Genomic DNA, 25104 nt, shown 5'->3' with positions numbered 1-25104 from the left:
GTGCCGGACTTGTCAGTGGTGTGGCCCACAATGGGTAGCCGCAGGACGGACAGCGCGGAGGAACAGCCATGGCGGTGTGGGACGACCTGGTCGGCCAGGACCGGGTGATCGAGCAGCTCTCCGCTGCCGCGCGGGACGCGGACGCGCTGGTCACGGTCGCCGGGGTGGACCCCTCGGCGGTGCCGGAGGCGGCGGCCGCCTCCCGGATGACGCACGCGTGGCTGTTCACGGGCCCGCCCGGCTCCGGCCGGGCCACCGCCGCCCGTGCCTTCGCCGCCGCGCTCCAGTGCGTCAGCCCCGACCGCGCGACGGGCGGCGCCCCCGGGTGCGGCTTCTGCGAGGGCTGCCACACCACCCTCGTCGGGACGCACGCGGACGTGGAGATCGTCCGTACGGACCTGCTGTCCATCGGCGTCAAGGAGACCCGTGACCTGGTCCGCCGGGCCCAGCTGTCGCCCGCCGGCGGCCGCTGGCAGGTGATCGTCCTGGAGGACGCGGACCGGCTCACCGAAGGCGCGGGCAATGTGCTGCTCAAGGCCGTGGAGGAGCCCGCCCCCCGCACGGTCTGGCTGCTCTGCGCGCCCTCCCTGGAGGACGTGCTGCCGACGATCCGCTCCCGCTGCCGGTCCCTGACGCTGCGCACGCCCCCCACGGCGGCGGTGGCCGACATCCTCATGCGCCGGGACGGCATCGAGCCGGAGCTCGCGACCCGCTCGGCCCGCGCCACGCAGGGGCACATCGGCCGGGCCCGCCGCCTGGCCATGGACGAGCGCGCCCGGGCCCGCCGCGCGGCCGTGCTGAAGATGCCGCTGCGCGTGACCGACATGGGCGGCTGCCTCAAGGCGGCCCAGGAGCTGATCGACGCCGCCGCCGAGGACGCCAAGCAGGTCGCCGAGGAGGTCGACACCAAGGAGACCGAGGAGCTGCGGGCCGCGCTCGGCGCGGCCGCGGGCACGGGCGGCCGGCTGCCGCGCGGTACCGCAGGCGCCATGAAGGAGCTCCAGGACCGCCAGAAGCGCCGCGCGACCCGCACCCAGCGCGACAGCCTCGACCTGGCCCTCACCGACCTGACCGGCTTCTACCGCGACGTGCTCGCGATACAGCTCGGCTCGCGCGTCGAGCTCGCCAACGACGACGCGCGGGACGCCCTGGAGCGCATCGCGCGCGGCTCCCGGCCCGAGGCGACGCTGCGCCGCATCGAGGCGATCAGCGCCTGCCGGCAGGCGCTCGACCGCAATGTGGCGCCGCTGCTCGCCGTCGAGGCCATGGCGGTCGCGCTGCGCGCCGGCTGACGCCCGGCGCCGTACCGCGCACCGCGAGTCGTACCGGGTGCCGCACCACCTACCGCGTACCGCGTACCGCGTGTCGTTCCCGGTGTCGTCCGGGCGCGGTCCGTCCGGGTGACAGGGGCCCCGTCCGGGTGACGGGGGGAACAGGTGAGCCGGTCCGGGGAGGGTGAGTAGTACGAGGAACGGCGGGCACACCGCAGGTTGGGTGATTCCTCACTCGTATGAGGACTAGTGGGCCGTAAGGCTGGCCAAGTCGGGTATCCGTCCGGATACGCTCCGTATGCCCGCGTGGTCCTGTGCATGTCGCATGTCCGTATGTCCTACGGATGCCCGAATGCCATGCGCCCACCCTGTCTCCCACACCGAGGGGCCAGCCGATGGACACCAGTCGCCTGTTCCGCACCTCCGGCACGCTCGCCGCGACCGCGGCCCTGCTGATCTCCGCCGCCGTCTCGGGGGCCGTGGTGCCGGGCGCGGCGGCGGCCAGACCGCGGCACATGGGCGACCCCGGCTCCTTCGCCTCCCTCCTCCCTCCCGAGGCGGCCGACGAACAGGCGGCGCTCCCGGAGCTGGCCCCGCTGCCCACCGCCCTGCCGCGCGCCCTCCGGCCGTACTACGACCAGCGGCTCGCCTGGCACTCCTGCGGCGGCAAGCGCGCGGGCTTCGAGTGCGCCACCCTGCGCGCCCCCCTCGACTACGACGCCCCCCGCTCCCACGACGACGTGCGGCTCGCCGTCTCCCGGAAGAAGGCCACGGGCCCCGGCAAGCGCCTCGGCGCCCTGATGGTCAACCCCGGCGGCCCGGGCGGCTCGGCGATCGGCTTCCTCCAGGAGTACGCGGCCTCCGGCTACCCCGCCGCCGTCCGCGCCCAGTACGACATGGTCGCGATGGACCCGCGCGGCGTCGCCGCGAGCCAGCCCGTCACCTGCCTCTCCGACAAGGAGATGGACGCCTACGCCCAGGTCGACACCACCCCGGACGACCCCGCGGAGGTCCGCGAACTGGTGGCCTCGTTCAAGAAGTTCGCCCAGGGCTGCGCCGCCCACTCGGGCAAGCTGCTGGGTCATGTCTCGACCGTCGAGGCGGCCCGCGACATGGACGTCCTCCGCGCCGTCCTCGGCGACGACAGGCTCCACTACGTCGGCGCCTCGTACGGCACCTTCCTCGGCGCCACCTACGCGGGGCTCTTCCCCTCCCGCGTCGGCCGGCTCGTCCTCGACGGAGCCATGGACCCCGGCCTCGACGCCCGCCGGATCAACCGCGACCAGACGGCGGGCTTCCAGACGGCCCTGGCCTCCTTCGCGGCGGACTGCGCCCAGCACGAGGACTGCCCGCTGGAGGGCGGCCGCCCCGATGTCGCGGGCGTCCGCCTCAAGCAGTTCTTCGAGCAGCTCGACCAGCACCCGCTGGCCACCGGCACCCCCCGCCGGCTCACCGAGAGCCTGGCCACCACGGGTGTGATCTCCGCCATGTACGACGAGACCACCTGGCCCGTCCTCCGCAAGGCCCTCCACAACGCCCAGACCGGCGACGGCGCCCTGCTGCTGCGCCTCTCGGACCTCTACTACGAGCGCGACCAGCGCGGGCACTACACCAATCTGATGCCCGCCAACAACGCGGTGAACTGCCTCGACCTCCCGCCCGCCTTCCGCGGTCCGGCCGCCGTCCGCCGTGCTGTCCCGGACTTCGAGAAGGCCTCCCCGGCCCTCGGCGCCAGCTTCGCCTGGTCCGCCCTGAGCTGCGCTTATTGGCCCGTCCGGGCCACCGGCGGCCCCCACCGCATCCCGGCCCGGGGCGCCGCCCCCATCCTCGTCGTCGGCACCACCCGCGACCCGGCGACGCCCTACCCCTGGGCCCGCGCCCTGGCTTCCCAGCTCTCCTCCGGCCGTTTGCTCACCTACGACGGCGACGGCCACACCGCCTACACCCGGGGCAGCCGCTGCGTGGACGGCGCGATCAACGACTACCTCCTCACGGGCACCCCGCCGCCGGCCTCCCGCAGGTGCTCCTGACCTGCGGGATCCCCTCGCGGACGACCATGTACGGAGCACCCCTGGAAACTGTGTAGACTTAGGCGCGCTGCACACGCCAACCTTGGTTACGCAGCTTGCCGCCTTAGCTCAGTTGGCCAGAGCAACGCACTCGTAATGCGTAGGTCTCGGGTTCGAATCCCGAAGGCGGCTCCGCCAGAAGCCCAGGTCAGATACCGCTGACCTGGGCTTTTCCGTTGCTCGGGGCATGACGCGTCACACGGCCGGGGTGTCGTGGGATGGCCTGCGTGAGCGATGCGTGAGCGGAGCGCCGTCGGGGCCTACTTCTCGGGCTTCCGGCGCTTGGCCTTCTTCTTGGCTTTGGTCTGGGCGTTCGCCTTGTCCTTCGGCTTGCCGTTGCCCTTGCCGTTCTTCTTGGCCTTGGCCTTGGCCTTCTTGGCGGCCTTCGCAGCCTTGCGGGCCGCCTTCTCTGCCTCGGCTTTGCGCTGAAGCGGGACCAACTTGGCGGTGGCCTCGGCGGCGTTCTTGCCGACTTGGGGCAGGACACTTAATGGTGACGTCGGGTATTGGAACTGTCCGAATGGGTGTTGCTCGCAGCCCATGCGGTGAGAGGGCTGGGCCCCTCGTGGCGGCGGAAAGTCGGTCGCTTCTTGCCGACGAGTGCGTGAGAATCCGACGCCATGACGATCTCGGCGCGTGATCTTCTGCTGGAGCGGTTCCGGTGGGTCGGTGGCCACGCGGACATGCGGCCGCTCTTTCGGGATGGCGATGCTTTGCGCGTGGTTGTGCAGGCGCTGGTGGATCCGTTCCGCGACGCGGGGGTGACGGGTGTGTGCGGGATCGAGTCGCGAGGGTTCCTGCTTGGAGGGGCAGCGGCGCTGGAGCTCGGTGTGGGCTTCATCGCCGTGCGGAAGGCAGCTGGCATGTTTCCCGGCGAGAAGCTCGTCCGGGAAACAGAGCCGGACTATCGGGGGATCCGGCACTCGCTGCGGATCCAGCGGGCGTTGCTGGGGCCAGTCGACCGGGTTCTGTTCGTGGATGACTGGATCGAGACCGGAAACCAGGCTCTGGCCGTTCGGGATCTTGCGAGCGCTGCGGGTGCGGAGTTGGCTGGAAACGCCGGTGTGGTCGACCAGATGCAGTCGAACGCACAGCCTCATTGACGAAGAAATCTGTGCCGTCTGGGCACATAAATGGTCACTCCTCCTGAGCGGCGACGCCCGGGCACTCGCGCTCAGCCGAGGCAGCGGTGCACTGCCCAGCTACGTGCCGCTGCCCGCATACGGGATGTCCAGGCGTCGGTGGCGTCTCCGGCGATCTCGTCCCAGAGCCGCCGCTGCGCCTGAGCGAAGGCATCGACCCCATGCGCGGGCGCGATGTTCCAGGCCGAGATCCCTCCCGCCAAGGTCTCGGCCTGGGCCGGGGTATGACCGCTGGCGACGAGCCAGATGATCCACAGGGCGGGGTCGATCCATCCGGCGCCTGTGGAGGCCCAGGCCCAGTCGACGATGCGGGCACGGTCCTTGACCAGAACGTTGGTGGTGTTCCAGTCAGTGTGCAACAGACGGTCGCCGTCGAAGAGTTCGAGGACTGCCGGGTCGTCCACGTAGGTCTCCATCCGCTGGGGCATCGCGCGCAGCGGGATGTCGGGGCCAGCGATGTCTGCGAGGGTCCGAAGCGCTTCCACCACCAGCGGAAGATGGGGCGAGCCGGGGCTGTAATCGGCGTGCGGTGCGTCGATGTCCTCGAAGCCGAGCAGGTCCCAGCCAGCCTCGCGGACGTGCCACAGGAGAGCGGGAGCCACAGGCTGAACGTAGGGGTTGATCGCGGCTTCGCGGTCCTGGGTCCACACGCGGGGGTGATCCGTGCGAAGCCCCTTGACGAAGACGGCGCCGTCGGGAGTGTGCAGCCGTGCCGCGATCTCGCTGTTGAAGCCGGCGGAAAGCATCTCGGCCTTGAACACGGGCCCGGCGACGGTCTCGATGGCGTCCTGGACTGCGGTGGGGATCTCGGTGAGGCGGTGAGTCGGCATGGGGGCAGGCTTCCAGACAGGGACGACAGGGGAGGCCGTAACGCGAAGTGCGTCACGGCCTCCCGAGCGCAGGGGCTAGGTGTACGGGTTGTCGTCGTTGCAGCCCGGCTGTGTGGCACTGGTGTAGGCGTCCAGGTCGTCGATGAGCACAACCTCCTCGGAGTCTTCCACCGCGCGCGTCGGCGTGAGCTCGACCATGACAGTGGTCATGACGTACCTTCTCTTTCGGTTGTCCGTGCTGGCAGTAGTTGATCAGTGGTGCCTTCGCTTCCTGGAAGAGCTTGGCCAGCGGTCGGCAGACCCGGCAGGAGCCGGAGAGCTGACAGCCGGAGCATCCTCTGGTGCGAAGCATCAGGGAGTCGGCGATGCCGCCGAGACGGCTCAGCCCTTCAACTCCATCGGCCATTAGGTCGATCTGCCGGTCGCGGCCGACCTTGCAGATCGAGGCTCGCCCGTGCGGGTCGGCATGGAAGAACGTGTGTCCGGCGGGGCAGCCGGTGAACGGGGCCCGTTGGGTGAGGTGCTCGGGCGACTGCGAGGGCAGGCTCTCGGAACCTCCGTAGATGGTGGGGGACATGTTGGCGTACTCGCGGTAGGGAAGACCGAGTTGTTCGGCCCAGGCCCGCATGCCCTCCTGCTCGTGGGCGTTGCGGTTGGTGATGACCAAGCTGAGGTCGATGTTCAGTCCGGCGGCCAATGCGGCGTCGAGGCCCCGTGCGAACCGTTTGAACGCGCCTTTGCGGCGGGTGAGTCCGTCGTACGTCCGGACGCTCGCGCCGTAGACGCTGAGCGAGATCCTGGTGGGCCGGTAGGTGGTCAGGAGGTCGAGGATCGTGGGGTGCCAGAGCCGGGAACCGTTGGAGAGGATCTCCGTCAGCATCCCCAGCTCGTACGCCAGCACGTAGGCGTCGGGGAAGTGCGGGTCGATCAGCGGTTCACCGCCCGTGATCTGGAGCCACAGCACTCCCGCGTCCCGCATGATCCGCAGGAGCCGTTTCTTGCCCTGCCAGTCGAGGCCGGCGAACTTCTTCTCACCGAGATAGCAGTGTTCGCATTCGAAATCACAGCCGAGGTTGATCTCCCAGGTGGCCCGGCTGTAGCCGTACGGGGCCGGAGCCCGCACCAGGAGAGCTCCGGCGGCCAGGCGTCCCGAGAGGTCGATGTCCCACGAAGCGCGTGCTGCGCCCGTGAGCCAGCCGGGAATGGTTTCGCCGCTGGCGACGGCATGCTGGAGCTCGGCGAACCGGGCACGGGGAATCTTGACCCCCTTCCGGCTTCCCGCTCGCACGGCCAAGTGCTCGCCTTGGACCACGCTGACGATCAGCTCGTGCATAACGATCCTCTCAATCGGTAGAGGAGTCCGGAGATTCGACGGCGAGCCACTTCTCGCCCGCAGTGGTCGTTTCCGTAGGGCGATGCCCGCTCACCAGGTCTGCCGGTGCTGCCGACGACAGACCAAGGTCAGCTGTTACGGGTCCTCGGCGATCCACTCGCCCGCACCAGCGACAGGCCGCAGCACGTACAACTTCTTGCGGCGGACGTCGGTGATGATCGCGGCCCGCCCGGTTGTCTCGTCCCGCACCTCATCACCGACCTACGGTCGGCTGGGCACGGGCACTACCCGGTCACTCCGTGCGCGCCACGCGGTCCGTGACCACGGCCTTCTTGCGCCGCTCGATGGCGTTTTCGGCCTGGATGGAGAACAGCGTCATCTGATCCGGGTCGAAAACCAGGTTCACGGCCTCGACGGTGCCGTCCAGGTGGTGCACGGAGATCGGGAGTGTGAACCGCTGCTGCCGGTGGTCGTAGCGGAGGTCCCGCTTCTGGGGGCTGGCGTGCGTGATCACGGAGTTGTCGCCTTTCGTCGCCGGTCGCCGGCTTGCGGGGCTCACGCCGCGCCGCCCAGCTCGAACTACGTCCCTGTTGCACGACCACCAATAGGGGGTGGCCTCCACAGAACCGCTCCCGCGCGAGCCGGACCAGGGCAGAATTGATGCACCTCTGAGGCATCCGTGCGGCACATCCGGGCATCACCTGGGGAGTTGCCCTCAGAGGCACATCCGGGGAGATGACGTCATGGCGCTCAGCCGGCACCAGCTCGCGCAGCAGCGCAAAGCGCGGGGTTTCACGCAGGAATCCCTGGCCGAGCATCTCCACGTGGACCGTTCCACCGTCGTCCGCTGGGAGAGCGGCCGAGGAGACCCACAGCCCTGGATGCGTCCCCGCCTTGCCCGCGCCCTCGGCGTCACAGCCGAGCGGCTACAGGACCTGCTGGCAGCCCCGAGCCTGGACACCACACCGGAGAACGGGCGACGCGAGTACGCGCTACGGCACCCTGAACGCTGCGACCTCAGCACCTGTGCGTCACTGCGGACCGAGCTCCAGCAACTGGCAGAACGGTATGACGAGGTTCCTTCCGCCAGCCTCCTCGCCGAAGGCGGGCGCCAGCTCGGACACGTCACCCTCCTGGCAGCCGAAGCCCGCAAGGGCCGGGTCCAGCGAGAACTGCGCACCCTTCAAGCGGACGCCGCCACCCTCATGGGCCAGCTCGTCTGGGACGCCTCCCAGCGGCGGGACCACGCGACCGCCAACTCCTTCTACGCCCAAGGCGTCAGTGTCGCCCGCCACCTTCGCGACCACACTTTGGAAGGTCACGCCCTTCTGCGTACCTGCTACGTCGCCCTGTACGGAACCCGCGACGCCCAGGAAGGTCTCGATCTCGCCCTCCAGGCAGCGCACACGGCCCAGGGCTCCAGCCATGCCCTGGCCGGGCTCGCCATGCTCCACGCCGGGGAGGCCTACGCGATGCTGGGCCACGCCACCGAGTGCGAGAGCGCTCTCGGCGAGGCCGAGAAGTACCTGAACCGGGCTGACGCAGCCGACGCAGCCGCCGAACTCGTCACCCCCACCCAGATTGGTCGCCTCGCGGGCTCTTGCTACCTCGCCCTCGGGCAGCACCGCCGTGCCGAGCGCATCCTCACGGCCACGGCCGCCGAGCTGCGCGACCGCAGAAAGTCTCGCGCCATCGTGATGGGCAACCTTACGCTCGCCTTGATCCGCCAGCGCGAGGTCGAGGCCGCGGTCGAAGCCCTCGGCCAGGCCATCGAGGAACTGGAGGAGACACGCGGCGGCGGGGGCATGAACCTCGTGTTCGGTGCCGCCCGAGAGCTGCGGCCCTGGCGCCAAGAGCCAGGCGTCCAGGACGTACACGACAGGCTGCTGGTTCTCATGGCAGCGCAGTGAGCGGCAAAGGAGATCAACCGGTGCCCACCGAGCACGACCAGGCCAAAGAGCTCGTACGCCAGCAGGTTTGGGACGCGCTGGAGGATGCTGCGGCCGTCCACGACGTCTCGGTCCACGGCCGCATCCCGAATTTCAAGGGGGCAGATGCGGCGGCCGCCCGCCTTGCCACTCTGCCCGCCTGGCAGGCCGCCGCGATCATCAAGGCAGTGCCCGATAAGGCACAACTCCCCGTCCGTGCACAGGCACTGGCTGACGGGAAGACTGTCTACATGGCCGTGCCGAGACTCGCCGGCCCCCGCCCATTCTACCTGCTCGACCCCGACGAGATAACCGTCCCGCCTATCGAGGCCGCGTCCAGCCGCGTCGCGGCGACCGCTGCCCCCATGGTCGATGTCGACGCCCTACGCCCCATCCAGATCGTGGTCCTCGGCAGCGTCGCCGTGAACCGGGACGGCATCCGCATCGGCAAAGGGGCCGGCTACTCCGACCTGGAGTTCGCCCTCCTGACCGAGGCAGGGCTCATCAGCCCTGACACCCTCGTCGTCACCACCGTGCACCCACTCCAAGTCGTGGATAGCGCCATCCCCGCCACCGATCACGACGTCAGCGTCGACCTGATCATTACGCCCGACGAGGTCATCACCTGTCCTGTACCGCACCGTCCGGACGGCATCCTCTGGGACCACCTTGCTGCAGAGAAGATCGCCGCTATCCCAGCGCTGCAACGCAGGCACGCCAGTCGCTCGTAGCGAGGAGATGAGATGAAGCCCGAAGGGCTCAGCGAGTTCCAGTGGTGGTGGATACGGACCCGGCATCCACGAACCGACCGGTTCTTCCTGTACTACCTGGATGGCGGCGACGGCGAGCACCAAGTGATCAATGTCTGCCGCCGCTTGGGCCATGCTTCAGCAACCTTGATCTGGAAGACCTGCCACACATGCCGCCGCGGCGTCATATCCAAAATCAGCATGGCCGATGACTGGCAGCGCCAGGGCCTGGGCCGGCGCTTGGTGCTTCGGGCCATGCGGGGGGCGGAAAACTACCACTGGACCACCTCGGGGCAGTCGCCGATGGCACAGAAATTCTTCCCGGCCCTGTCTCGCGAAACGGGAGCGGCGTTCACACCCTTGTCACCGGTGTGCGAACACATCCGAGCGGCCACTCGTCGCTTTCCCAAGCCTCGGCTTGATTGGAGTGTGTGATCCGGGCTGGCCAACGCATCACAGGGCCACGAACCACCGCGCCGCCGGCACGGACGGCGCAAAATCGACCGCCCGGAGTGCGGTTCCCGCCGTGGCCAGCAAGCGCATCGGACCGGCCTATGCCGACGAGGCCACACCGATTCACGAACCGGGCATGTCGAGCCGACGAATTACAGCTCGGTCGCCCATGGCGCATCCTTACGTCTCATCAACCGTTTCCATGGGCCGGAGGCCAGTTATAGGCGAGGCTGTGAACAACCACGGATCCTCTCCGGTGCCGGACTGGAGCTCGGAGTGCTCAATTGGCGGTGGGCATTGACACTGTTCGTAGCCGCACCACGGACAGTCGTCCAGCATTTCACGCTTTGCGCGCTCACCCACTCGTGGAACGCATATCGGGCAATAAAACGGGAGGTCGTAACGGCGTCGCCCCTCTGGGTGGTAAAGGGATTTCCACCCGTAACAACCTGGGACGTCTTCAGCTAGATTCGCGGCGAATTCACTGGGATGGTGTCCTTGTAGGGCGAAATGCAGGAGGATTTCAAAGAATCTCGTCGTTCCGCATTCTCCGCATTGCAGCACCCCATTTACATTGATCGAGTAATCGAACTCCAGCATCTGAAACCTCTCGACGTTCAGGTATCCGGCGGTAGGCAAGGTGGGCGAGGTGGCCTCATCGGTTTGACTACCGCGAAGTGGAGCCCTTGCCCCGCAACTGCAGCAGACGCCGCCATCTGGCAGGTGGAGTAGTCGGTTGGGCTGTGACGGTCACAGTGGCAGGCTCAGGTGGTGGCACCGCCTCGACATATAAGGGGGTTGCTACGATCAAGCGGTGCTGAAACTGGCCGGGAGAGAAATTGCACAACACGCGAGCATACCCGTGGAGGTAGGCAGGTCCCTCACAGTAGCTCGCGAGCATGCTGTAACTAGAACGTGCCGCAAACTCCTGGTCGCTTCGATTTGTCGTCAATAAACGGTCCGGGAATGAAGTGTCTCCGCTTTCCTCCCCGCCCACCAACTCGGCGGCAAGATCGTGCAGCCAATCAGAGCCGGACCCCATACGTGTGGGCGGGCAGTCGTGCTCCATCCGCACGTGCTGACGCGAGCCGCACAAGATGAGTTCGACACCCGAGCACATCTCCTCCCCTCGCCTCAGCACACACAAAGGGTCCTGGAGCGACATGAATGTGTACACCCCACGATTGATGAGGCCCCAGTCGCGTACTCGCGGCCCGTAGAGAAATGGGCCGGTGAACTCTAACCAGTCGTAGGCCCTCAGATCCTCGCAGGTGCTAGGAAGGCTCGTGTGCGCTCTGAGCTTCGCTTGAATATGGGTGAGGACCTGTTCCAGGCGCGCTTCCGGAGAGCCTTCTCCAGCCGAACCCTCTCCGACAGAGACACGTGCCCTGACGGCACTCAGTACGGACGCCTCGGCTTCGAACGCCCGGGCGGAGAGTCCACCTGTTGGGGCCTGATGGAACTCGCCAAGTTTGGCCGTCGAAAGGTAGAGCAGCTCGCGCATCTGGCCTCCAGTAACGCCTTACCCGCCCGGCTCCAGGCAGGTGAGCAGGTTGTTCCCCATCGGCAGTAAGTCCCCTGTGGCGGCCCTTGGTTGGGCGAAGGATCCGCCATGTTGACACAGACGTCTTCCCGGCTCACTGGGGTTCCCGGAGTTCACCTGTGAGAGGTGCTCGAGTGACATGATCGCCCACACCACCACGATCAGAGAGGCCATGCCTTGCGGGAGTAGGACTTCTCACGCAGTGATTTCCCGTGCTGACTTCCTCCGCTGCGATCAACGGAAGTCGATGGTCCGCAGGGCAGGGGGAAGCTCGGCTCGGTACGGGATCAGGCCGAGACGGCGCTGTTTGACGGTCGCGGCCATCGTGATGTGGGCCTGTGCTGGCACGACGGCGGGGGCTCGGACGATGAGGGTGATCGACTCGTCGCCGACCAGGGGCGTGCTGGCGGTGGCGCTGAACCGCCACTCCGGGTCGCTGTCGCGTTCGCCCATGCCGACCACGAACAGTTCCTCGCGACCGCCCTGTTCCGGCGTGTACTCCACACCGGCCTCCACGAGCATGAGCTTGGCGGTCAGCTTCAGCTGGGGGGAGGAGGGTGTCACGGGAAGGGCTCTCTTCTTCGGCGAGATGGACCACGCGATCGGCTGCCGATCGGCTGTCTGGCCGGGAGCTTCTAGCCGGATACCGATACCCGCGTCCACGAAGGGAGTTCCGTCGGGAGAGGGGCGGAACGAACAAATCAGGCTTAGGAGGAAGTAGTCGTACTGGCCGGCCTGCGACTCCAGGAATTCCACCCAGTCCTCGTCCCCTTCCGCGGCCTGCGTGGCGGTGAGAGGCCGTATGACCGGCATGCCCAGTGAGATCCGTCCAGTCAGAGAGGGATGAGGGGTGGGCGTCTGCAGGAGGAGCGTCGGTACAAGGGGGATGTCGTAGGCCGGTGCTGCCGTTTCGGTCGGCTGATCGACGGGGGTCATTCGGTGGCTCCCTGGGGGGCATTGGTGGTTGTGCGCCAGTCGCCGATGAAACAGAAGGCACCCCAGTCCCGGTAGGAGGGGAAGCGGGCGCGGGTCTGGGACTGGGCGATATGGAATGCGGTGCGCCGGTCTGGGTCAATGGCGAGCTGTTCGTACAGTGCGCCGAAGAATCCCGTGGCCACATCGGGGGCGACTGGCCAGAGACAGCCGACGATGGCGGCGGCACCGGCCGAGAGGAAGGCGGCAGGTAGGCCGTGCAGGTTGTCGTTGATGTCGAAACGGCCGAGCGCCGACTCGCACGCGCTCATGGTGACGAGTTCGACGCCGCGCAGATCGGTTCTGAGGATGTCATGGGCGAAGACCCGACCGTCGTCACCCGTCTCCGGATCTGGTGCCAGGAACAGACACTGATACCAAGGAGCCCACTCGTTGTGTGCCCCGTGGGCCGCGACATGCACGTAGCGGGCGCTGGGTAGGGCGTCCAGGAAACGGCGAGCTGTGGCGACCGTTCCCAGAACAGGGTCGGTGCCACCCATCGAGGCGGCGATTCGTGCGGTGTGAGCCTCCAGGGAGTCTGTGCCGCCGCTGTCGAATGCGAAAGCGGCGAGTCCCTGACGTGATGAGGGCGGTGTGGGTCGGTCCGGACGACTCAGGAAGGACAGACTGGGCACCTGTGTGACGGTCCAATCATCTGCCAACGGACGGCCGTTGGCATGGAGCAAGTGATAGGGAACATAGTGGAGGGGGCCGTTAGCCCAGACACAGAGATGGGTCTTTCCCTGGTCGAGCCAGGATGCCAGGGATTCAGTGAATCCGGCCAGATAGGAATGGGAGTCGTCCGTAAGGAGCTGCTCTGCAGTGCGAGTCACTTTGCGGTGCAGTGGGTCCGTGGTGATGTCACGCCGTAGTGCTGCGATGTGTACTGCTGCGGGAGACAGGTTGAGTGAGTGGCCAGCCTTGGAGAGCCGGACCAACCCACCTTCGAAGTCCGGGAACATCATCGTGCGGTAAGCGAACTCCTCCCGGGTCACCGCGAGACCCTGCAACGCCATGATGGGATTGGTCGACCCGTGATGGTGAACCTGGCCTAGGAAGACGGAGAGGAACACTGTCTCCTCAGGCAGCAGGGCTTGCACTTGTTCGAGCTCCAGTAGAGGGAGTCGTGTTGGCTCCCGAGCCGTGCGCAGTTCTTGGCTGATCCGGCGATCAGCGGCACGCTGCAAGTTGCGTACCTCGGCCTCGATACTGCTGTCCGGTTCTGCCTCCCCGGACCCCAGGTAGAAGAGCATCGCTGCCTCGGCTCCGCCAGGCAGTTCAAAATCGGGAAGCGGACCGGGCAGCCTTGCCTCAGCGAGTCGCGTCCGGTTGAGGATCCGGTCCAGACCGGCGGAGAACTCCAGCGGACCCGGGTGCTCCGCCGCGATGGTGAAGTCCATGCCCTTTGCGGCTTGGAGCACCCGGGACATCACCGAGAGATCGACGGTGCTGCTAGTGAGCTTGAAGATCAGTGACTGATAGAGGTCGCGCAGTTTCCAGTCCACCGTCTCGTCGGTCCCGTGTCTCAGGAATACGGATGCTGGAAGCAGTGCGTGAGCTGCACGGACGGCTGACGGTCCATTGCAGGCATTTGCCCACTCCAGCCCGGCGTCGAGGGCTGCCAGGGCGAGATCGATCTGTCGGCACGCACCAAAATGGAACGCGGCCGATGCGAAGTTGCGGGCCGCTGCCTCCGGTTGATGTTCCCTCTCAGCGAGCACACCCAGGTCATGGGCGTGCATGGCGTCGAGATAGTGAAACGAGTCATCGTGCTGCTGGAAGAGTTCGGGTGCCAATATCCGTGCCTCTTCGATGAGATCGCGGCCGGCCTTACCCGTCTCCGCCGGGTCGGCATGCGCTGCGAGATGAATGAGTGTTGCTGCCCGCTCTGAGGAGGACCATCCCTCAGCTTCGGCGAGCGACCGCACCTGGCTGGCAACTGAGGCCACAGGCGCTGATTCTGGATAGCAGACCAGTCGGTCGTCGGCGAGACAGTGCACCTCACTCATCCAACGCAGCCGACGGTGGGAGTCCCGTGAGAGATTCGGCAGCTCGCGGTCCGCTGCATTGAGCAGTTGCGCCTGAAGGTCGGGGCGGTGAGCCTCATTTGCCACGGTTAGTGCTTCGGCGAAGGCACATGACGCTTCATGCTTCCCCTGCCGCTCCCGGATGAAAGCGAGGGGCACAGGTAGCAGGCCGGACAGCTCGCTTGGCAGGGTCAGTTCGCCGAATCGGAGCAGGATACGGAGCACGTATAGGCGGCTCAGCGTGTCACGCTGCGGGTCCAGGACATCGAAGGCCTTCCGCGCGGCGAGCAAGATCTCGCGATCGTATGACTCCTCCTGCATCCCAGCGAGGAAGGACAGTGCCTCGGCTAGAGACCTGAGTACTCGCCCCAGCGCATGACCTGACGACAGGTTCGCAGCATCCCGGAGGTACGTGACCGCCGCTGCTGCTGCTTCCACGGGGGGCGGCATGTCCGGGTGTGCGGTGTGGGTGGGATCGTCCGGGTGGAGGGATCGGTATCGGATCTGACGGTCCCGCCAGAGGCTGAGCGCGCTGTTGAAGGTCAGCCCTGGCAGTTCGCCGAAGTACGGGCTGAGGTGAAGTAGTCCGGCGGCAAAGAGGGTCTCGGCGAGTTCATCGGTCTCATTACGTTCGCGCAATACTTCGATCTGGGCCTGGACGACGTCGTGCGCGCGACGGAACAGCATCCCGTCGGGACGCCTGACCAGGCTCAGACGGGCGGCTTCGACGTAGGCGTCGGCGGCCTTCCACCAAGGACTCTCGGGTCCCGTTCCCCAACGCGCGGAAGCGGCCTCCAGCGCAAGGGTGAGTGCAGGCACCACATCCTCAGGTGCCCCGGAGCCGACGATACCCATGACGCCGGTCACCACGGAGTCGACGGCCTCCTTCGAGAGGGCGAAGGCTGGGGCCACGACACGGCGGATCGCTTCGTCCTCCGGAATGACCCGTGCGGCGATTTTCGAGCCTAGAGCGGCGAGGGTTCGGGCCTGGCGTGCACAGTCTGGGGTAAGCGGAGCGCTGGCTTCCGACGCCGCTGTGTCCCGCTCTTCCTCTGGGCCCAGAACCGTACTGTCGAGAAGCAGCCCCATCACCTTGCACAGGTTTGAGCGGTGGGCTGAGTCCTGTCCCGAGGCTGTCTCAAGATCCACCGCAATGCGCAGCCATGAGACGGCTTCCTGCAGCAGGGCGACAGCTTCCGCTAGCGGCTCGCCCTCAGCGCGGTGGCCGAGGGATACGCCGATGTTTGCCGCCGCGTCCGCCTGCTCGGCAGAGCCTTCTGGCGCTTCGGTGAACGCTGTACGTGATGAGGACTCCGCTGCCGCGAGGTCGTCGTGGTCGGCGGAGAGCTCGAAACGCTGCCTCTGGGCGTCCGCAAGGGTCAGTCTGCGGCGGGCCCGCCGGGCGGGCGACTCTTCGGGGAGTGCGGCTACGCTGGCGAGTAGTTCGACGGCAGAGTCTGCATCGGCCAGGCGGTCGGCGAGCGCGCGGTCGACAACCGCTGCCCGGTGGCACAGAGCGAGGCCCAGTGTGGTGTCGCGGTAGGGAGTGCCGGGGGAGTCGTGGAGCAGGGATATCGCCTCGTCGATTGCCGACGTGTAGCCGCTCTCCTCGGCGTCCAATACAAGGTCGCTTGCATGGTCAACAGGGTCCTGCCACGGGTCGTAGCCGGTCTCCTCGGTGAGCTGGGACCACAACTCGCGAGGCACGCGCCGGTGATCGACCAAGTACAGCAGTCCGAAAACGTGCATCGCCTGCAGGCGGTCGGCGGCCGACAGCGCGGCGTCACCGTGGGCGAGGGACCGTGCCCAGTAGTACGCGGCGACTGTGTGCAGGATGTCGGTGTCCACTGTCTGCCGCTCGTCCAGGGCCTCGCTCGCGAGGGCCATCAGTTCCGTGGCGGCCTTGACTCCCGCATCGTTGAGCACGATATTCGGTGCCCCGCCGTTACCGGAGCCCCGAACCCTGTCAGCCAGCTCTCTGAGTAGCGCATCCCTCAACCCCGTAACCTCCTGAGGACTCAGGGTAGGCCAGCTGGTACTGATTCAGGCCGTCTGGCCGCCCACCCGCAGCGGGACGGTGATCCCCCTGTCGTCGGTGAGCTGGTCCGTTCATGCAGGGGGAATGTTCCAAGTGCTGCCTGTGACGATGATCCGGTCGTGCCCAGCGACCCCCAATTGGTGGGAGATCCTGTCGGCCATGGCTGGGATCGGTCCTGCATCGCCTCGGGACGCTGGACCAGTGCTGGTCGCGTGAGCGATGCGTGAGCGGACGGAGCAGCACAAGCCGTCCGTACCCGGATGATCCGGCTACCGATATCAGCTCTGAACTGCGGAAACGGGACTCAGGAGCACCCGGTGCCACGCCCCAGCAAACCCCGTGACCACTCGTAATGCGTAGGTCTCGGGTTCGAATCCCGAAGGCGGCTCCGCCAGAAGCCCGGCTCAGACACTGTCTGAGCCGGGCTTCTTCGTTCCCGCTTCGTTTTCCCCCGGGACCCCCGGGACCCCCGGGACCCCCGGGACCCCCGGGACCCCCGGGACCCCCGGGACCCCCAGGGACCCCCAGGGACCCCAGGGCCCCGGGACGGAGCCGGGGCGGTCGGGTTGTTAACGGAACATTAAACCGACCGACCCGTATGTCACGCCACGGACGTCAGCCCGTCAGGGAGGTCATCCACAGCGGTGTCACGGCCCGTGCGTCGCGCGGTGCGGTGACGCGGCTGAGCGAGGTCACCTCGGACGGCTCCGGGTTGAGGACCTCGCGCTGGAGGCGCTGGAGCTCGGGGGAGGGTTCCAGGCCGAGCTCGTCGTTGAGGATGCGGTAGAGGTTCTGGTACGCCTGGAGCGCCTCCGCGCGGCGGCCCGAGCCGTGGAGGGCGGAGATCAGCTGGCCGTGGAACCACTCGTTGAGGGGGTAGGCGTGGACCAGCAGGCGCAGCTCGGGGATCGACTCGCGCTGCCGGCCGAGCCGGGTCTGGCCCTCTATGCGCAGCTCCAGGGCCCGGATGCGCAGCTCGTCGAGGTGGGCGATGGAGCCCGCGAGCAGGTCGCCGGAGGGGATGCTGGAGAGCACCGGGCCGCGCCAGAGGCCCAGGGCCTGGTTGAGGTGGTGGACGGCCGACTCGGGGTCGCCGTCCTGGAGTTCGGAGTGTCCCCGGGCGATCAGCTGCTCGAAGATCTTGATGTCGACCTCGGTGTCGTCGACCTGGATGACATAGCCCGGCGCGCGCGTCGCGAGGAGGGTCCGGCCGGCGGCGGCCAGCTCCTCGCCGACGAACATGCGCCGGGCGTGGTAGATGTACGTCTGTAGCGTGGTGAGGGCACTGCGTGGTGGCTTCTGGCCCCAGAGCTCCTGGATCAGCGAGTCCGCCGTGACGATCTCGTTGGGCCGGGTCAGGAGAAGTGCCAGCGCCTGACAGACCTTCGGGGTGCTCGGTACGTAGGTCCGGCCGTCGTCCGCGACGATCTCGAACGGCCCGATGAGGTTGAACCTCACTGCGCACACTCCTGTTCCCGGCGCGACCGATGAACCCTGCGCCGATCACCTGAAAGGGTGATTCTGACAGTAGGCATGCCAGGTACGGATTCCTACCGAAGGGACCCAAGAGTGTCATGTTACCTAACGGTAGGTATTTTAATAAGGGGCTACTTTAATGACGCTCCGTCCGTTGTGCCCACCGGCCGGGCCGTTGGCCGGGTGCCCCCGTACCCACGGTACGTACCGCTCATGACGGTACGCACCGTGAGGCGCCGTCAAATCGATGGCTACTGCGGCTGGTTGCCGTGCTTCCGGGCGGGCAGGGCGGCGTGCTTGTTGCGCAGCATGGTGAGGGCCTCGATGAGCGTGGCGCGGGTGAGTGACGGGTCGATGACGTCGTCGACGAGGCCGCGCTCGGCCGCGTAGTAAGGGTGCATCAGCTCGTCGCGGTACTCGGCGATCCGGGCCTGCCGGGTGGCCTCCGGGTCGTCGGAGGCGGCGATCTCACGGCGGAAGACGACGTTGGCGGCGCCCTCCGCGCCCATGACGGCGATCTCGTTGACCGGCCAGGCCAGGGCGAGATCGGTGCCGATGGAGCGGGAGTCCATGACGATGTAGGCGCCGCCGTAGGCCTTGCGCAGCACCAGCGAGATACGGGGTACGGTCGCGTTGCAGTAGGCGTAGAGCAGCTTGGCGCCGTGCCGGATGACGCCGCCGTGCTCCTGGTCGACGCCGGGCAGGAAGCCGGGCACGTCGACGAGGGACACCAGCGGGATGTTGAAGGCGTCGCACATCTGGACGAAGCGCGCGGCCTTTTCCGAGGACTCGATGTCCAGCACGCCCGCCAGCCGCTGCGGCTGGTTGGCGACGATGCCGGTGACCTGGCCGCCCATCCGGGCCAGGGCGCAGATGATGTTGGGCGCCCAGCGCTCGTGGACCTCGAAGAAGTCGCCGTCGTCGACGATCTCCTCGATGACCGCCCGCATGTCGTACGCCTGGTTGGGGTCGGCCGGGACGAGGTCGAGGAGGACGTCGTTGCGCCGGTCGACCGGGTCGTGCACCGGCTCGGCGGGCGGCAGCTCGCGGTTGTTGGAGGGCAGCAGCGACAGCAGGTGGCGCACGTCCTCCAGGGCGGACTCCTCGTCGTCGTAGGCGTTGTGCGCCACTCCGGAGGTCTCGGCGTGGACGTCCGCGCCGCCCAGCCCGTCCTGGGTGATCTTCTCGCCGGTGACCGCCTGGACGACGTCCGGGCCGGTGATGAACATCTGCGAGGTGCCGCGCACCATGAAGACGAAGTCGGTGAGCGCGGGGGAGTAGGCCGCGCCGCCCGCGCAGGGGCCCATGATGACGCTGATCTGCGGCAGCACACCGGAGTTGCGGACGTTGCGCTGGAAGATGCCGCCATAGCCGGCCAGCGCGGTGACGCCCTCCTGGATCCGGGCGCCGGCGCCGTCGCACAGGCCCACGATGGGCGCGCCCGCCGTCTCGGCCAGGTCCATCAGCTTGTGGATCTTCTGGGCGTGGGCCTCGCCGAGGGCGCCGCCGAAGATGCGGAAGTCATGGGCGTAGGCGAAGACCGTACGGCCCTCGACCTTGCCCCAGCCGGTGATGACGCCGTCGGTGTAGGGCTTCCTGGCCTCCAGGCCGAAGCCGGTGGCGCGGTGGCGGCGGAAGGGCTCGGTCTCGGTGAAGGTGCCCTTGTCGAAGAGGAGTTCGAGGCGCTCGCGGGCGGTGAGCTTGCCCTTGGCCTTCTGGGCCTCGGTGGCCTTGGCGCTCGGTCCTTCGAGGATCCGCGTCCGGAGGTCCGCCAGCTCCGCGACGCGTCCGGTCATGTCCGCGGGGGAGGCGGGGGCGGCGGGGGGCGCGACGGCCGCCTCCGGGGCCGGCCGGTCGCTGACGTTCAGCGGCTTATCCTCGACGATGCTCACGGGTGCCTCTCTCCGGTCGGGAACACGCGGGCGCGCCCTGGCTGCGGCCAAGGGCGCCCGGCGGTCCCAGCGTGGCGCCCGGCGCTTGAGGCCAGCTCGAACGGGCCTGGACCCGGAGGCGTGACAGCGGGACTCCACCGGACCTCGATCCGGTCTCGAGCCCCGCGAGCCCCGGCGACAGGGTGCCCCTCGACCCTCGCTCTAGGGGTTCCGCACAGGCTTGGGACGTGCTCACAGAGACGATTTCCCCCGACCTGTTCCGCGCCGCGCTCTCCCGCTGGGCCAGCGGCGTCACCGTGGTGACCACCACCGATGCCGACGGCCGGAACCATGGGTTCACCGCCAGTGCGTTCTCCTCGGTCTCCCTGGACCCCGCACTCGTCCTGGTGTGCCTGGACAACCGGGCGAACTGCTTCGACGCCTTCGACAAGTCGGAGGGCTTCGTCATCCACCTGCTGGCCCAGGGCCAGGAGGGCCTGGCCGGCAAGTTCGCCAGCAAGGGTGCCGACAAGTTCGAGGGGACGGACGTGCGGCTCTCCGAGCGCGGGCTGCCGCTGCTGCCCGGCGCGCTGGCGCGGCTGGAGTGCCGGACCGAGCGCCGGATCCCCGGCGGCGACCACCTGATCCTCATCGGCGAGGTCCACCACGCCGATGCGGGCGACGGCGAGCCGCTCGTCTACTACCAGCGCGGTTTCCACGAGCTGATCCCCGCGGGGGCGTCGCTCGCCTGACCCGGCTCGCGCCTGACCCGGCTCGCGCCTGACCCGGCTCGCGCCTGACCCGGCTCGCGCCTGGCGCGCCCGTCCGTACGGCCCGTACGTACGGCCCCTCGCTCAGGCGGCCGTCCCGGCCGAGTCGGACGGGGCGGCCGTCGTCGCGCGCGTCGCCGGGAACGCCTCGGTGCCCGCCATGACCACGGCGAGATGCGCGGCCGACGCGAGCGTCACATGCCGGTGCCAGCCCTGGAACGAGCGGCCCACGAAGTCCCGCATGCCCACCTGGTCGGCGACGCGCCGGGCGTCGCGGTCGGCGACGGCGGTCAGCCGGGTCAGCCGCAGTAACGCCCCGATCGGCAGATCGGTCGCGTCGGTGAGCCACAGCCGGGCCTGCCGGCGCTCGCCGCCGGCCCATTCGCCGATCAGCCGCATGGGCCGCCAGGGGGTGCCGTCCGGGCGTCCGGCGCGGTCGCGCCGGGGGCGGGGGAGCAGCACGGGAACGGTGGTGGCCACGGTGTCGCGGCGGTCGTCGCGGGTGAGGGTCCACTCGGTCGGGCGGCGCAGCCGCTTCACGGCCTCCAGCAGCTGCCCCGCGGTCGTCGTCCGTTCGCTGTAGCCCTGGAGGGCGGAGCCGTCGGCGCGCAGCCGGGTGGCCGCGTCGACGCGCATCAGCAGCGGGGCGCCCAGCGACTCCAGCCGGCGGGCGCATTCGGCGGCGTCCAGCCCGTCGACGTTCACCACGACGGGCACCCGTCCCGGCGACTCGCCGCCGGCCCGGGGCGCCAGCTGGCTGACGCAGTCCTCGGGGGTGGCGGTGCGCACGGTGGCGGGGATGCCGGCGCCCCGGCGCCGCTCGGCGTCGGCCAGCCAGCTCTCGGTCAGCAGCAGCCGCCAGTCGACGGGCACGGCGTGGGCGCCGGAGACCATCCAGGCCCCGTACGCCTGCTGGCTGTTGACCGTCTGGCCCAGATCGGGCAGGAAGCGCGGTTCGACCCCCACCGAGTGCACCCCCGCCTTGGGGATCACCGTGGGGCGGACGACCCAGGCCTGTGGCTCCAGGAGCCGCTCGGTGTGGCGTGCCAGGGCCTGGCGCACCGGCCGCCACTCCCAGGACGAGTCGCTGATGAAGTGGTGGACGCTCTGCCGGGCGGTGGCCCCGCCGATCTGCGCCGCGATGTTCCGCAGCGTCTTGCGCCCCTCGGCGGCCAGCAGGCCGCGGACGTACTGTTCGGCCCGGAGGCGCTGGTCGCTCCGCTGGAACGACGTGAAGAGCGCGGTGCGCAGCTCCGCCAGCACCTGTTCCGGCGCCCGGTCGCCCAGGACTGGACGGCTCGAGTCCGTTCCCATCATTCCCCCCACCGCGATGGCCGGACGGCCGACCTCCGAAGCATGTTGATCCGCTGTGCGTGTTGGTTATGCGTAACGGGCCTGGTACGAGCAGGCGGATATCCCCCCAGCCCGGGACTTGTCACTCCTCGGGCTGACTACTGTAAATAAACCATACGAACGGTTTCACCGGGTGAAGGTTTGGCCAATGGTCAGGGTCCGTTCGGCCCGCCCCCCTGGCGAGCCGGTGGGCCCCGTCCGTCGGCCGCCGGGTTCAGTTCCCGGAGGTCTCGCCCTCGCCGCCCTCGTCGGAGCGGGACGCCCCGGCCGCCTCGCTCAGCCGCAGCGGGCGGTCCGGCGCGACGTCGAGCCGCGCCAGAACGGCCGGAACGGCGATGTTCGGCAGCAGCATCTGGTACATCAGCGAGACCTCGTGCACGAGGCTGTCGTCCTGCGGCACGGCCTCGGCCACCAGCTGGACGCCCGTCCAGGCGCCCACGAGGAAGCGGGAGGTCTCGTACGGGTCGACATGGGCCAGCAGCTCGCCCCGGGCCTTGGCCTCGGCCAGCAGCCCGGCGCCGACCGTGATCCACTCCGGCCACTTGGTGCCGAACATCCGGCGCGCCCGCTGGTCCACCGACAGCCGCAGGGCGGCCCGCAGCAGCGGCTCCCGCGGCATGCGGTGGGCGAGCAGCAGCGAGGTGTCGGCGAGCTCCTGGAGCTTGAACTGCTGCGGCAGTACGCCCTCCGTGGTGACCGCCATGTCCAGGACACCGCGCGCCAGGTCTTCCTTGGAGCTGAAATGGAAGTAGAGGGCGCCCCTGGTCACCTCGGCCCGGGCCAGGATCTGGGAAATGGTGGCCGCTTCATAGCCGCACTCGTCGAAGACGATTCCGGCGGCTTCCAGAATCACCTGACGGGTCCGCTTCGCGCGCTCTTGCTGTGCCACGGAAACCCCCTCCTTCTGTTCGGCTACCCCAGGGTTGATTTGTACCAATGGGTAGGTATCCTCAGCGGCGAGTGCCCGCCCAGGCTCAATCCCACTCATCGGCGACCCAGGGGGGATCATGTCCGCAACGGTGCAGCAATCCTGCACGCTGGAGCCCGGAATTCCGAAATCGGCCGAGGCTTCGGAGGCGGCAACCGTACCGTCCCCCCGGTCTCCCGGCGGACGGACGGCCGGACCTGCCCCCGGACCGACGCGCAAGAGAATCGCCAAGAACCTGGTGCACCTCCACGACCCGGCGTCCGTCCTCGTGATCGACTGGGTGCGCCGGGGCGCCGCCGAATTCACGCTCACGGTGGAGTGGCCCGCCTCCGCGTCCGGCGACCGGCCCGATCCGGAACTCGCCGCGCATACCCTCCGGCAGTGCGGACTGGCTATTTCGCACGCCGAGTTCGGTGTTCCGCTCGACCATCAGTCGCTCTTGCGGAACCTGGACTTCAGTATTGCCCCCATGGCACCGGCGGAAGGGAATGCTCCGCTGCTTCTCAGCGTCGATCTCCGGTGTTCACCGGAGAATGGCCGCGACGGCCGGGGACACGGTTGCGAGGCCATGGATTTCACGGTCCGCGCCGGTGCGCGGACCATCATCCGGGCCCGGTCGCTCGCCACCTGGATTTCCCCGGGCGTCTACCGCCGGCTGCGCGGCGCCCACCTCTCGCCGCGCTGGGGCGACTGGGAGATACCCCCGCCGGTGGCGCCCTCGGCCGTCGGGCGCTTTGGGGCCGGTGAGGTCGTCCTGGCCGCCACCGGTGCCCCGGACGTCTGGCGGCTGCGCAATGACCCGGACAACAAGGAGATGTTCGACCACCCCGTCGACCATGTGCCCGGGCTGGGCCTCTTCACCGCCGCGTGCCAGGCCGCCCGGGCCGCCCGGGCGGCGGCCTCGGCCGGGGACCCCCCGGCGGGCACGGTCGATGTGACGATGGCCTACAGCCGGTACGTCGAGTTCGACGCGCCCTGCTTCCTGGAGGCGGCGGGGACGGGGGCGGCGGAGGCCTACGAGGTCACCGGGACGCAGGAGGGCGAGGTCGCCTTCCGGATAGGGCTGCGGTACGGAGCGGAGGCCGTTGCCGGGGCCGGAGACGTTGCCGGTTGACCGACGTCGCCTGGTTCTTGCGAGGAGGCCCCGGCATTCATGCCGGGGAGGAATCGCATCCGGGTGTCGTGGCGTGGAGTGTCGCCGTAGCCGGTTCGGGGCGTGGAGCGCCCGTATCGCTGCCAGGAGCCGCCGGGGGTGATGTGAACGCGCGTTCCTGTGATCGCTGGTTGGGGTGGCGGTTGTGGGATCGGGGTACGTGTGTGCGGCGGTCGTGCGTATGGTCCTTCGGAGGGTGGGGGTGTCGTGGTTCCCGGCCGGGGATCGTGGGGGAGGTGGCATGGGTGGGGGTGGCTGCGGAGGCCGGGTATGCCCGCTGCAGCTACCGGCTTCGCGTGTCGTCCACCGCTGGCACCGCCCTGGCGGCGGAGTGGGACCGGTGCCGGTGGGTGTGGAACGAGTGTGTCGCCAAGTCCAGGGCCGTGCACTTGCACAACAAGGCCACCGGCCGGAAGGCCACGTGCGGTCCGGCTCAGCTCGATCGGATGCTGACCGGGGCCCGCGCCTGTACGTCGTGGTTGCGTGAGGGCTCGTCGGTTCCCCAGCAGCAGGTCGTCCGCGACTTCGGCCGCTCCCGGGCCAAGGCGCACAAGGACATCGCGGAGCGCCTGCCCATGGCGCGCCGGGCCGGGATGCCGAAGTGGAAGACCAAGCGCGAGGCGCTGCCATCCCTCAACTACACCCGGCGCGGGTTCCGGCTCAAGGACGGTCGGCTGCACCTGGCCGGGGGCATCGTGGTCACCGTGGTGTGGTCGCGGGAGCTGCCGGCCGAGCCGTCCTCGGTGCGCGTGTACCAGGACAGTCTGGGGCACTGGTACTGCTCGTTCGTCGTCCCCGCCCAGGTCCAGCCCCTGCCGGAGACCGGCCGCGTACTCGGTGTCGACTGGGGTGTGAAGCAGACCGCGACCACCACATCGGACGCGCACGACCTGCCGCATGCCGAGCACGGCAAGAAGGCCCGGACGAGGCTGGCCCGGTACGACCGGATGATGGCCCGCCGCAGGCCGGAGAGGGGTCGGCCTGGGTCGAAGGGCTACCGCGAGGCGAGGAAACTGCGGGCGAAGGCGCACAAGAAGGTCGCGAGGCGGCGTGAGGACACCGGCCGTAAGTGGGCCAAGAAGGTTGTCCGCGACCACGACGCAGAACTCCGCACACGTCATGCTCACCCGGGCTGGTCTCAACCCGGCTGGTAACGACGGCGGAAGACCTCCTGGAGCGCTGCTCCAGGAGGCGGCCT

General features: G+C 68.6%; 19 protein-coding genes, 1 tRNA gene and 1 pseudogene. 10 read left to right on the top strand and 11 right to left on the bottom strand.

Going from position 1 to position 25104, the window contains the following annotated elements:
- The first annotated feature begins 68 nt into the window (after positions 1 to 68).
- The 3 genes from ACFYZR_RS27120 to ACFYZR_RS27110 all read left to right on the top strand — a co-directional run bounded on the left by ACFYZR_RS27120 (position 69) and on the right by ACFYZR_RS27110 (position 3472).
- Positions 69 to 1292, top strand: coding sequence for a DNA polymerase III subunit delta' (locus ACFYZR_RS27120; RefSeq protein WP_391914695.1), 1224 nt, complete (start codon positions 69 to 71; stop codon positions 1290 to 1292).
- Between the two features lie 374 nt (positions 1293 to 1666).
- Complete coding sequence (locus tag ACFYZR_RS27115; protein WP_391914693.1) at positions 1667 to 3301, top strand: alpha/beta hydrolase; 1635 nt, start codon at positions 1667 to 1669, stop codon at positions 3299 to 3301.
- A 97-nt stretch (positions 3302 to 3398) separates the two neighbouring features.
- Positions 3399 to 3472 (top strand) — tRNA-Thr (locus ACFYZR_RS27110).
- Positions 3473 to 3600: 128 nt separating this feature from the next.
- Here the strand turns inward: ACFYZR_RS27110 and ACFYZR_RS27105 are convergent.
- Complete coding sequence (locus ACFYZR_RS27105) at positions 3601 to 3882, bottom strand: hypothetical protein (protein ID WP_391914691.1); 282 nt, start codon at positions 3880 to 3882, stop codon at positions 3601 to 3603.
- A gap of 78 nt (positions 3883 to 3960) precedes the next feature.
- Between ACFYZR_RS27105 and ACFYZR_RS27100 the strand changes: the two genes are divergently transcribed.
- Positions 3961 to 4443 (top strand): phosphoribosyltransferase, encoded by a 483-nt coding sequence (locus tag ACFYZR_RS27100; protein ID WP_391914689.1) that lies wholly within the window; start codon positions 3961 to 3963, stop codon positions 4441 to 4443.
- A 71-nt stretch (positions 4444 to 4514) separates the two neighbouring features.
- On the opposite strand, the gene ACFYZR_RS27095 is transcribed toward ACFYZR_RS27100, so the two are convergent.
- The 3 genes from ACFYZR_RS27095 to ACFYZR_RS27085 form a co-directional block, all read right to left on the bottom strand.
- On the bottom strand, positions 4515 to 5312 hold the full coding sequence (locus ACFYZR_RS27095; RefSeq protein WP_391914687.1) for an aminoglycoside phosphotransferase: 798 nt from the start codon (positions 5310 to 5312) through the stop codon (positions 4515 to 4517).
- A gap of 52 nt (positions 5313 to 5364) precedes the next feature.
- Positions 5365 to 6645: a radical SAM protein gene (locus tag ACFYZR_RS27090; protein ID WP_391914685.1), complete on the bottom strand. Its 1281-nt coding sequence runs from the start codon at positions 6643 to 6645 to the stop codon at positions 5365 to 5367.
- A 292-nt stretch (positions 6646 to 6937) separates the two neighbouring features.
- On the bottom strand, positions 6938 to 7159 hold the full coding sequence (locus tag ACFYZR_RS27085) for a hypothetical protein (RefSeq protein ID WP_391914683.1): 222 nt from the start codon (positions 7157 to 7159) through the stop codon (positions 6938 to 6940).
- Between the two features lie 229 nt (positions 7160 to 7388).
- Here ACFYZR_RS27085 and ACFYZR_RS27080 point away from each other — a divergent pair, with 229 nt between their 5' ends.
- From ACFYZR_RS27080 to ACFYZR_RS27070, 3 genes are read left to right on the top strand one after another with little or no spacing between them, the layout of a single operon-like run.
- Positions 7389 to 8555, top strand: a complete 1167-nt coding sequence (locus ACFYZR_RS27080) for a helix-turn-helix transcriptional regulator (protein WP_391914681.1) — start codon at positions 7389 to 7391, stop codon at positions 8553 to 8555.
- Between the two features lie 20 nt (positions 8556 to 8575).
- On the top strand, positions 8576 to 9304 hold the full coding sequence (locus ACFYZR_RS27075) for a 5-formyltetrahydrofolate cyclo-ligase (RefSeq protein ID WP_391914679.1): 729 nt from the start codon (positions 8576 to 8578) through the stop codon (positions 9302 to 9304).
- Positions 9305 to 9316: 12 nt separating this feature from the next.
- Positions 9317 to 9757, top strand: coding sequence for a GNAT family N-acetyltransferase (locus ACFYZR_RS27070; protein WP_391914677.1), 441 nt, complete (start codon positions 9317 to 9319; stop codon positions 9755 to 9757).
- Between the two features lie 685 nt (positions 9758 to 10442).
- On the opposite strand, the gene ACFYZR_RS27065 is transcribed toward ACFYZR_RS27070, so the two are convergent.
- The 5 genes from ACFYZR_RS27065 to ACFYZR_RS27045 form a co-directional block, all read right to left on the bottom strand.
- Positions 10443 to 11279, bottom strand: a complete 837-nt coding sequence (locus ACFYZR_RS27065; protein ID WP_391914675.1) for an SAVMC3_10250 family protein — start codon at positions 11277 to 11279, stop codon at positions 10443 to 10445.
- A gap of 273 nt (positions 11280 to 11552) precedes the next feature.
- The gene (locus ACFYZR_RS27060) at positions 11553 to 12254 is read right to left on the bottom strand and encodes a hypothetical protein (protein ID WP_391914673.1); all 702 of its coding nucleotides are present in this window, start codon (positions 12252 to 12254) and stop codon (positions 11553 to 11555) included.
- A complete protein-coding gene (locus tag ACFYZR_RS27055) occupies positions 12251 to 16243 on the bottom strand; it encodes a CHAT domain-containing protein (protein ID WP_391914671.1) in 3993 nt (1330 codons plus the stop codon). Before ACFYZR_RS27055 ends, ACFYZR_RS27060 begins: the two co-directional genes overlap by 4 nt.
- A gap of 727 nt (positions 16244 to 16970) precedes the next feature.
- Positions 16971 to 17813: a BTAD domain-containing putative transcriptional regulator gene (locus ACFYZR_RS27050; RefSeq protein ID WP_391914669.1), complete on the bottom strand. Its 843-nt coding sequence runs from the start codon at positions 17811 to 17813 to the stop codon at positions 16971 to 16973.
- 269 nt (positions 17814 to 18082) lie between these two features.
- Positions 18083 to 19627: an acyl-CoA carboxylase subunit beta gene (locus ACFYZR_RS27045; RefSeq protein WP_391914762.1), complete on the bottom strand. Its 1545-nt coding sequence runs from the start codon at positions 19625 to 19627 to the stop codon at positions 18083 to 18085.
- Positions 19628 to 19950: 323 nt separating this feature from the next.
- Between ACFYZR_RS27045 and ACFYZR_RS27040 the strand changes: the two genes are divergently transcribed.
- Entirely contained in the window at positions 19951 to 20454 is a 504-nt protein-coding gene (locus tag ACFYZR_RS27040; protein ID WP_391914667.1) for a flavin reductase family protein, read from the top strand.
- A 102-nt stretch (positions 20455 to 20556) separates the two neighbouring features.
- On the opposite strand, the gene ACFYZR_RS27035 is transcribed toward ACFYZR_RS27040, so the two are convergent.
- Positions 20557 to 21789, bottom strand: coding sequence for an IS701 family transposase (locus ACFYZR_RS27035; protein ID WP_391914665.1), 1233 nt, complete (start codon positions 21787 to 21789; stop codon positions 20557 to 20559).
- A 250-nt stretch (positions 21790 to 22039) separates the two neighbouring features.
- On the bottom strand, positions 22040 to 22714 hold the full coding sequence (locus ACFYZR_RS27030; RefSeq protein WP_391914663.1) for a ScbR family autoregulator-binding transcription factor: 675 nt from the start codon (positions 22712 to 22714) through the stop codon (positions 22040 to 22042).
- A 118-nt stretch (positions 22715 to 22832) separates the two neighbouring features.
- Between ACFYZR_RS27030 and ACFYZR_RS27025 the strand changes: the two genes are divergently transcribed.
- Both ACFYZR_RS27025 and ACFYZR_RS27020 read left to right on the top strand, forming a co-directional pair.
- Complete coding sequence (locus tag ACFYZR_RS27025) at positions 22833 to 23867, top strand: ScbA/BarX family gamma-butyrolactone biosynthesis protein (protein WP_391914661.1); 1035 nt, start codon at positions 22833 to 22835, stop codon at positions 23865 to 23867.
- A gap of 290 nt (positions 23868 to 24157) precedes the next feature.
- A pseudogene (locus ACFYZR_RS27020) lies at positions 24158 to 25009 on the top strand (RNA-guided endonuclease InsQ/TnpB family protein); the annotation flags it as partial.
- Positions 25010 to 25104: the final 95 nt, after the last annotated feature.

The sequence above is a fragment of the Streptomyces sp. NPDC001678 genome (assembly GCF_042892945.1).
Lineage (GTDB): Bacteria > Actinomycetota > Actinomycetes > Streptomycetales > Streptomycetaceae > Streptomyces.
Note: the sequence above shows the minus strand (reverse complement) of the source record. Positions and strands in the feature narration are given on the sequence as shown.

What these genes read in the sequence shown, in the direction of transcription:
- ACFYZR_RS27065 (WP_391914675.1), bottom strand. Translation starts at nt 11,279, where the DNA reads ATGCGCGAGCTGCTCTACCTTTCGACGGCCAAACTTGGCGAGTTCCAT.
- ACFYZR_RS27045 (WP_391914762.1), bottom strand. Translation starts at nt 19,627, where the DNA reads ATGACCGGACGCGTCGCGGAGCTGGCGGACCTCCGGACGCGGATCCTC.
- ACFYZR_RS27120 (WP_391914695.1), top strand. Translation starts at nt 69, where the DNA reads ATGGCGGTGTGGGACGACCTGGTCGGCCAGGACCGGGTGATCGAGCAG.
- ACFYZR_RS27035 (WP_391914665.1), bottom strand. Translation starts at nt 21,789, where the DNA reads ATGATGGGAACGGACTCGAGCCGTCCAGTCCTGGGCGACCGGGCGCCG.
- ACFYZR_RS27025 (WP_391914661.1), top strand. Translation starts at nt 22,833, where the DNA reads ATGTCCGCAACGGTGCAGCAATCCTGCACGCTGGAGCCCGGAATTCCG.
- ACFYZR_RS27090 (WP_391914685.1), bottom strand. Translation starts at nt 6,645, where the DNA reads ATGCACGAGCTGATCGTCAGCGTGGTCCAAGGCGAGCACTTGGCCGTG.
- ACFYZR_RS27080 (WP_391914681.1), top strand. Translation starts at nt 7,389, where the DNA reads ATGGCGCTCAGCCGGCACCAGCTCGCGCAGCAGCGCAAAGCGCGGGGT.
- ACFYZR_RS27070 (WP_391914677.1), top strand. Translation starts at nt 9,317, where the DNA reads ATGAAGCCCGAAGGGCTCAGCGAGTTCCAGTGGTGGTGGATACGGACC.
- ACFYZR_RS27100 (WP_391914689.1), top strand. Translation starts at nt 3,961, where the DNA reads ATGACGATCTCGGCGCGTGATCTTCTGCTGGAGCGGTTCCGGTGGGTC.
- ACFYZR_RS27105 (WP_391914691.1), bottom strand. Translation starts at nt 3,882, where the DNA reads ATGGGCTGCGAGCAACACCCATTCGGACAGTTCCAATACCCGACGTCA.
- ACFYZR_RS27095 (WP_391914687.1), bottom strand. Translation starts at nt 5,312, where the DNA reads ATGCCGACTCACCGCCTCACCGAGATCCCCACCGCAGTCCAGGACGCC.
- ACFYZR_RS27060 (WP_391914673.1), bottom strand. Translation starts at nt 12,254, where the DNA reads ATGACCCCCGTCGATCAGCCGACCGAAACGGCAGCACCGGCCTACGAC.
- ACFYZR_RS27115 (WP_391914693.1), top strand. Translation starts at nt 1,667, where the DNA reads ATGGACACCAGTCGCCTGTTCCGCACCTCCGGCACGCTCGCCGCGACC.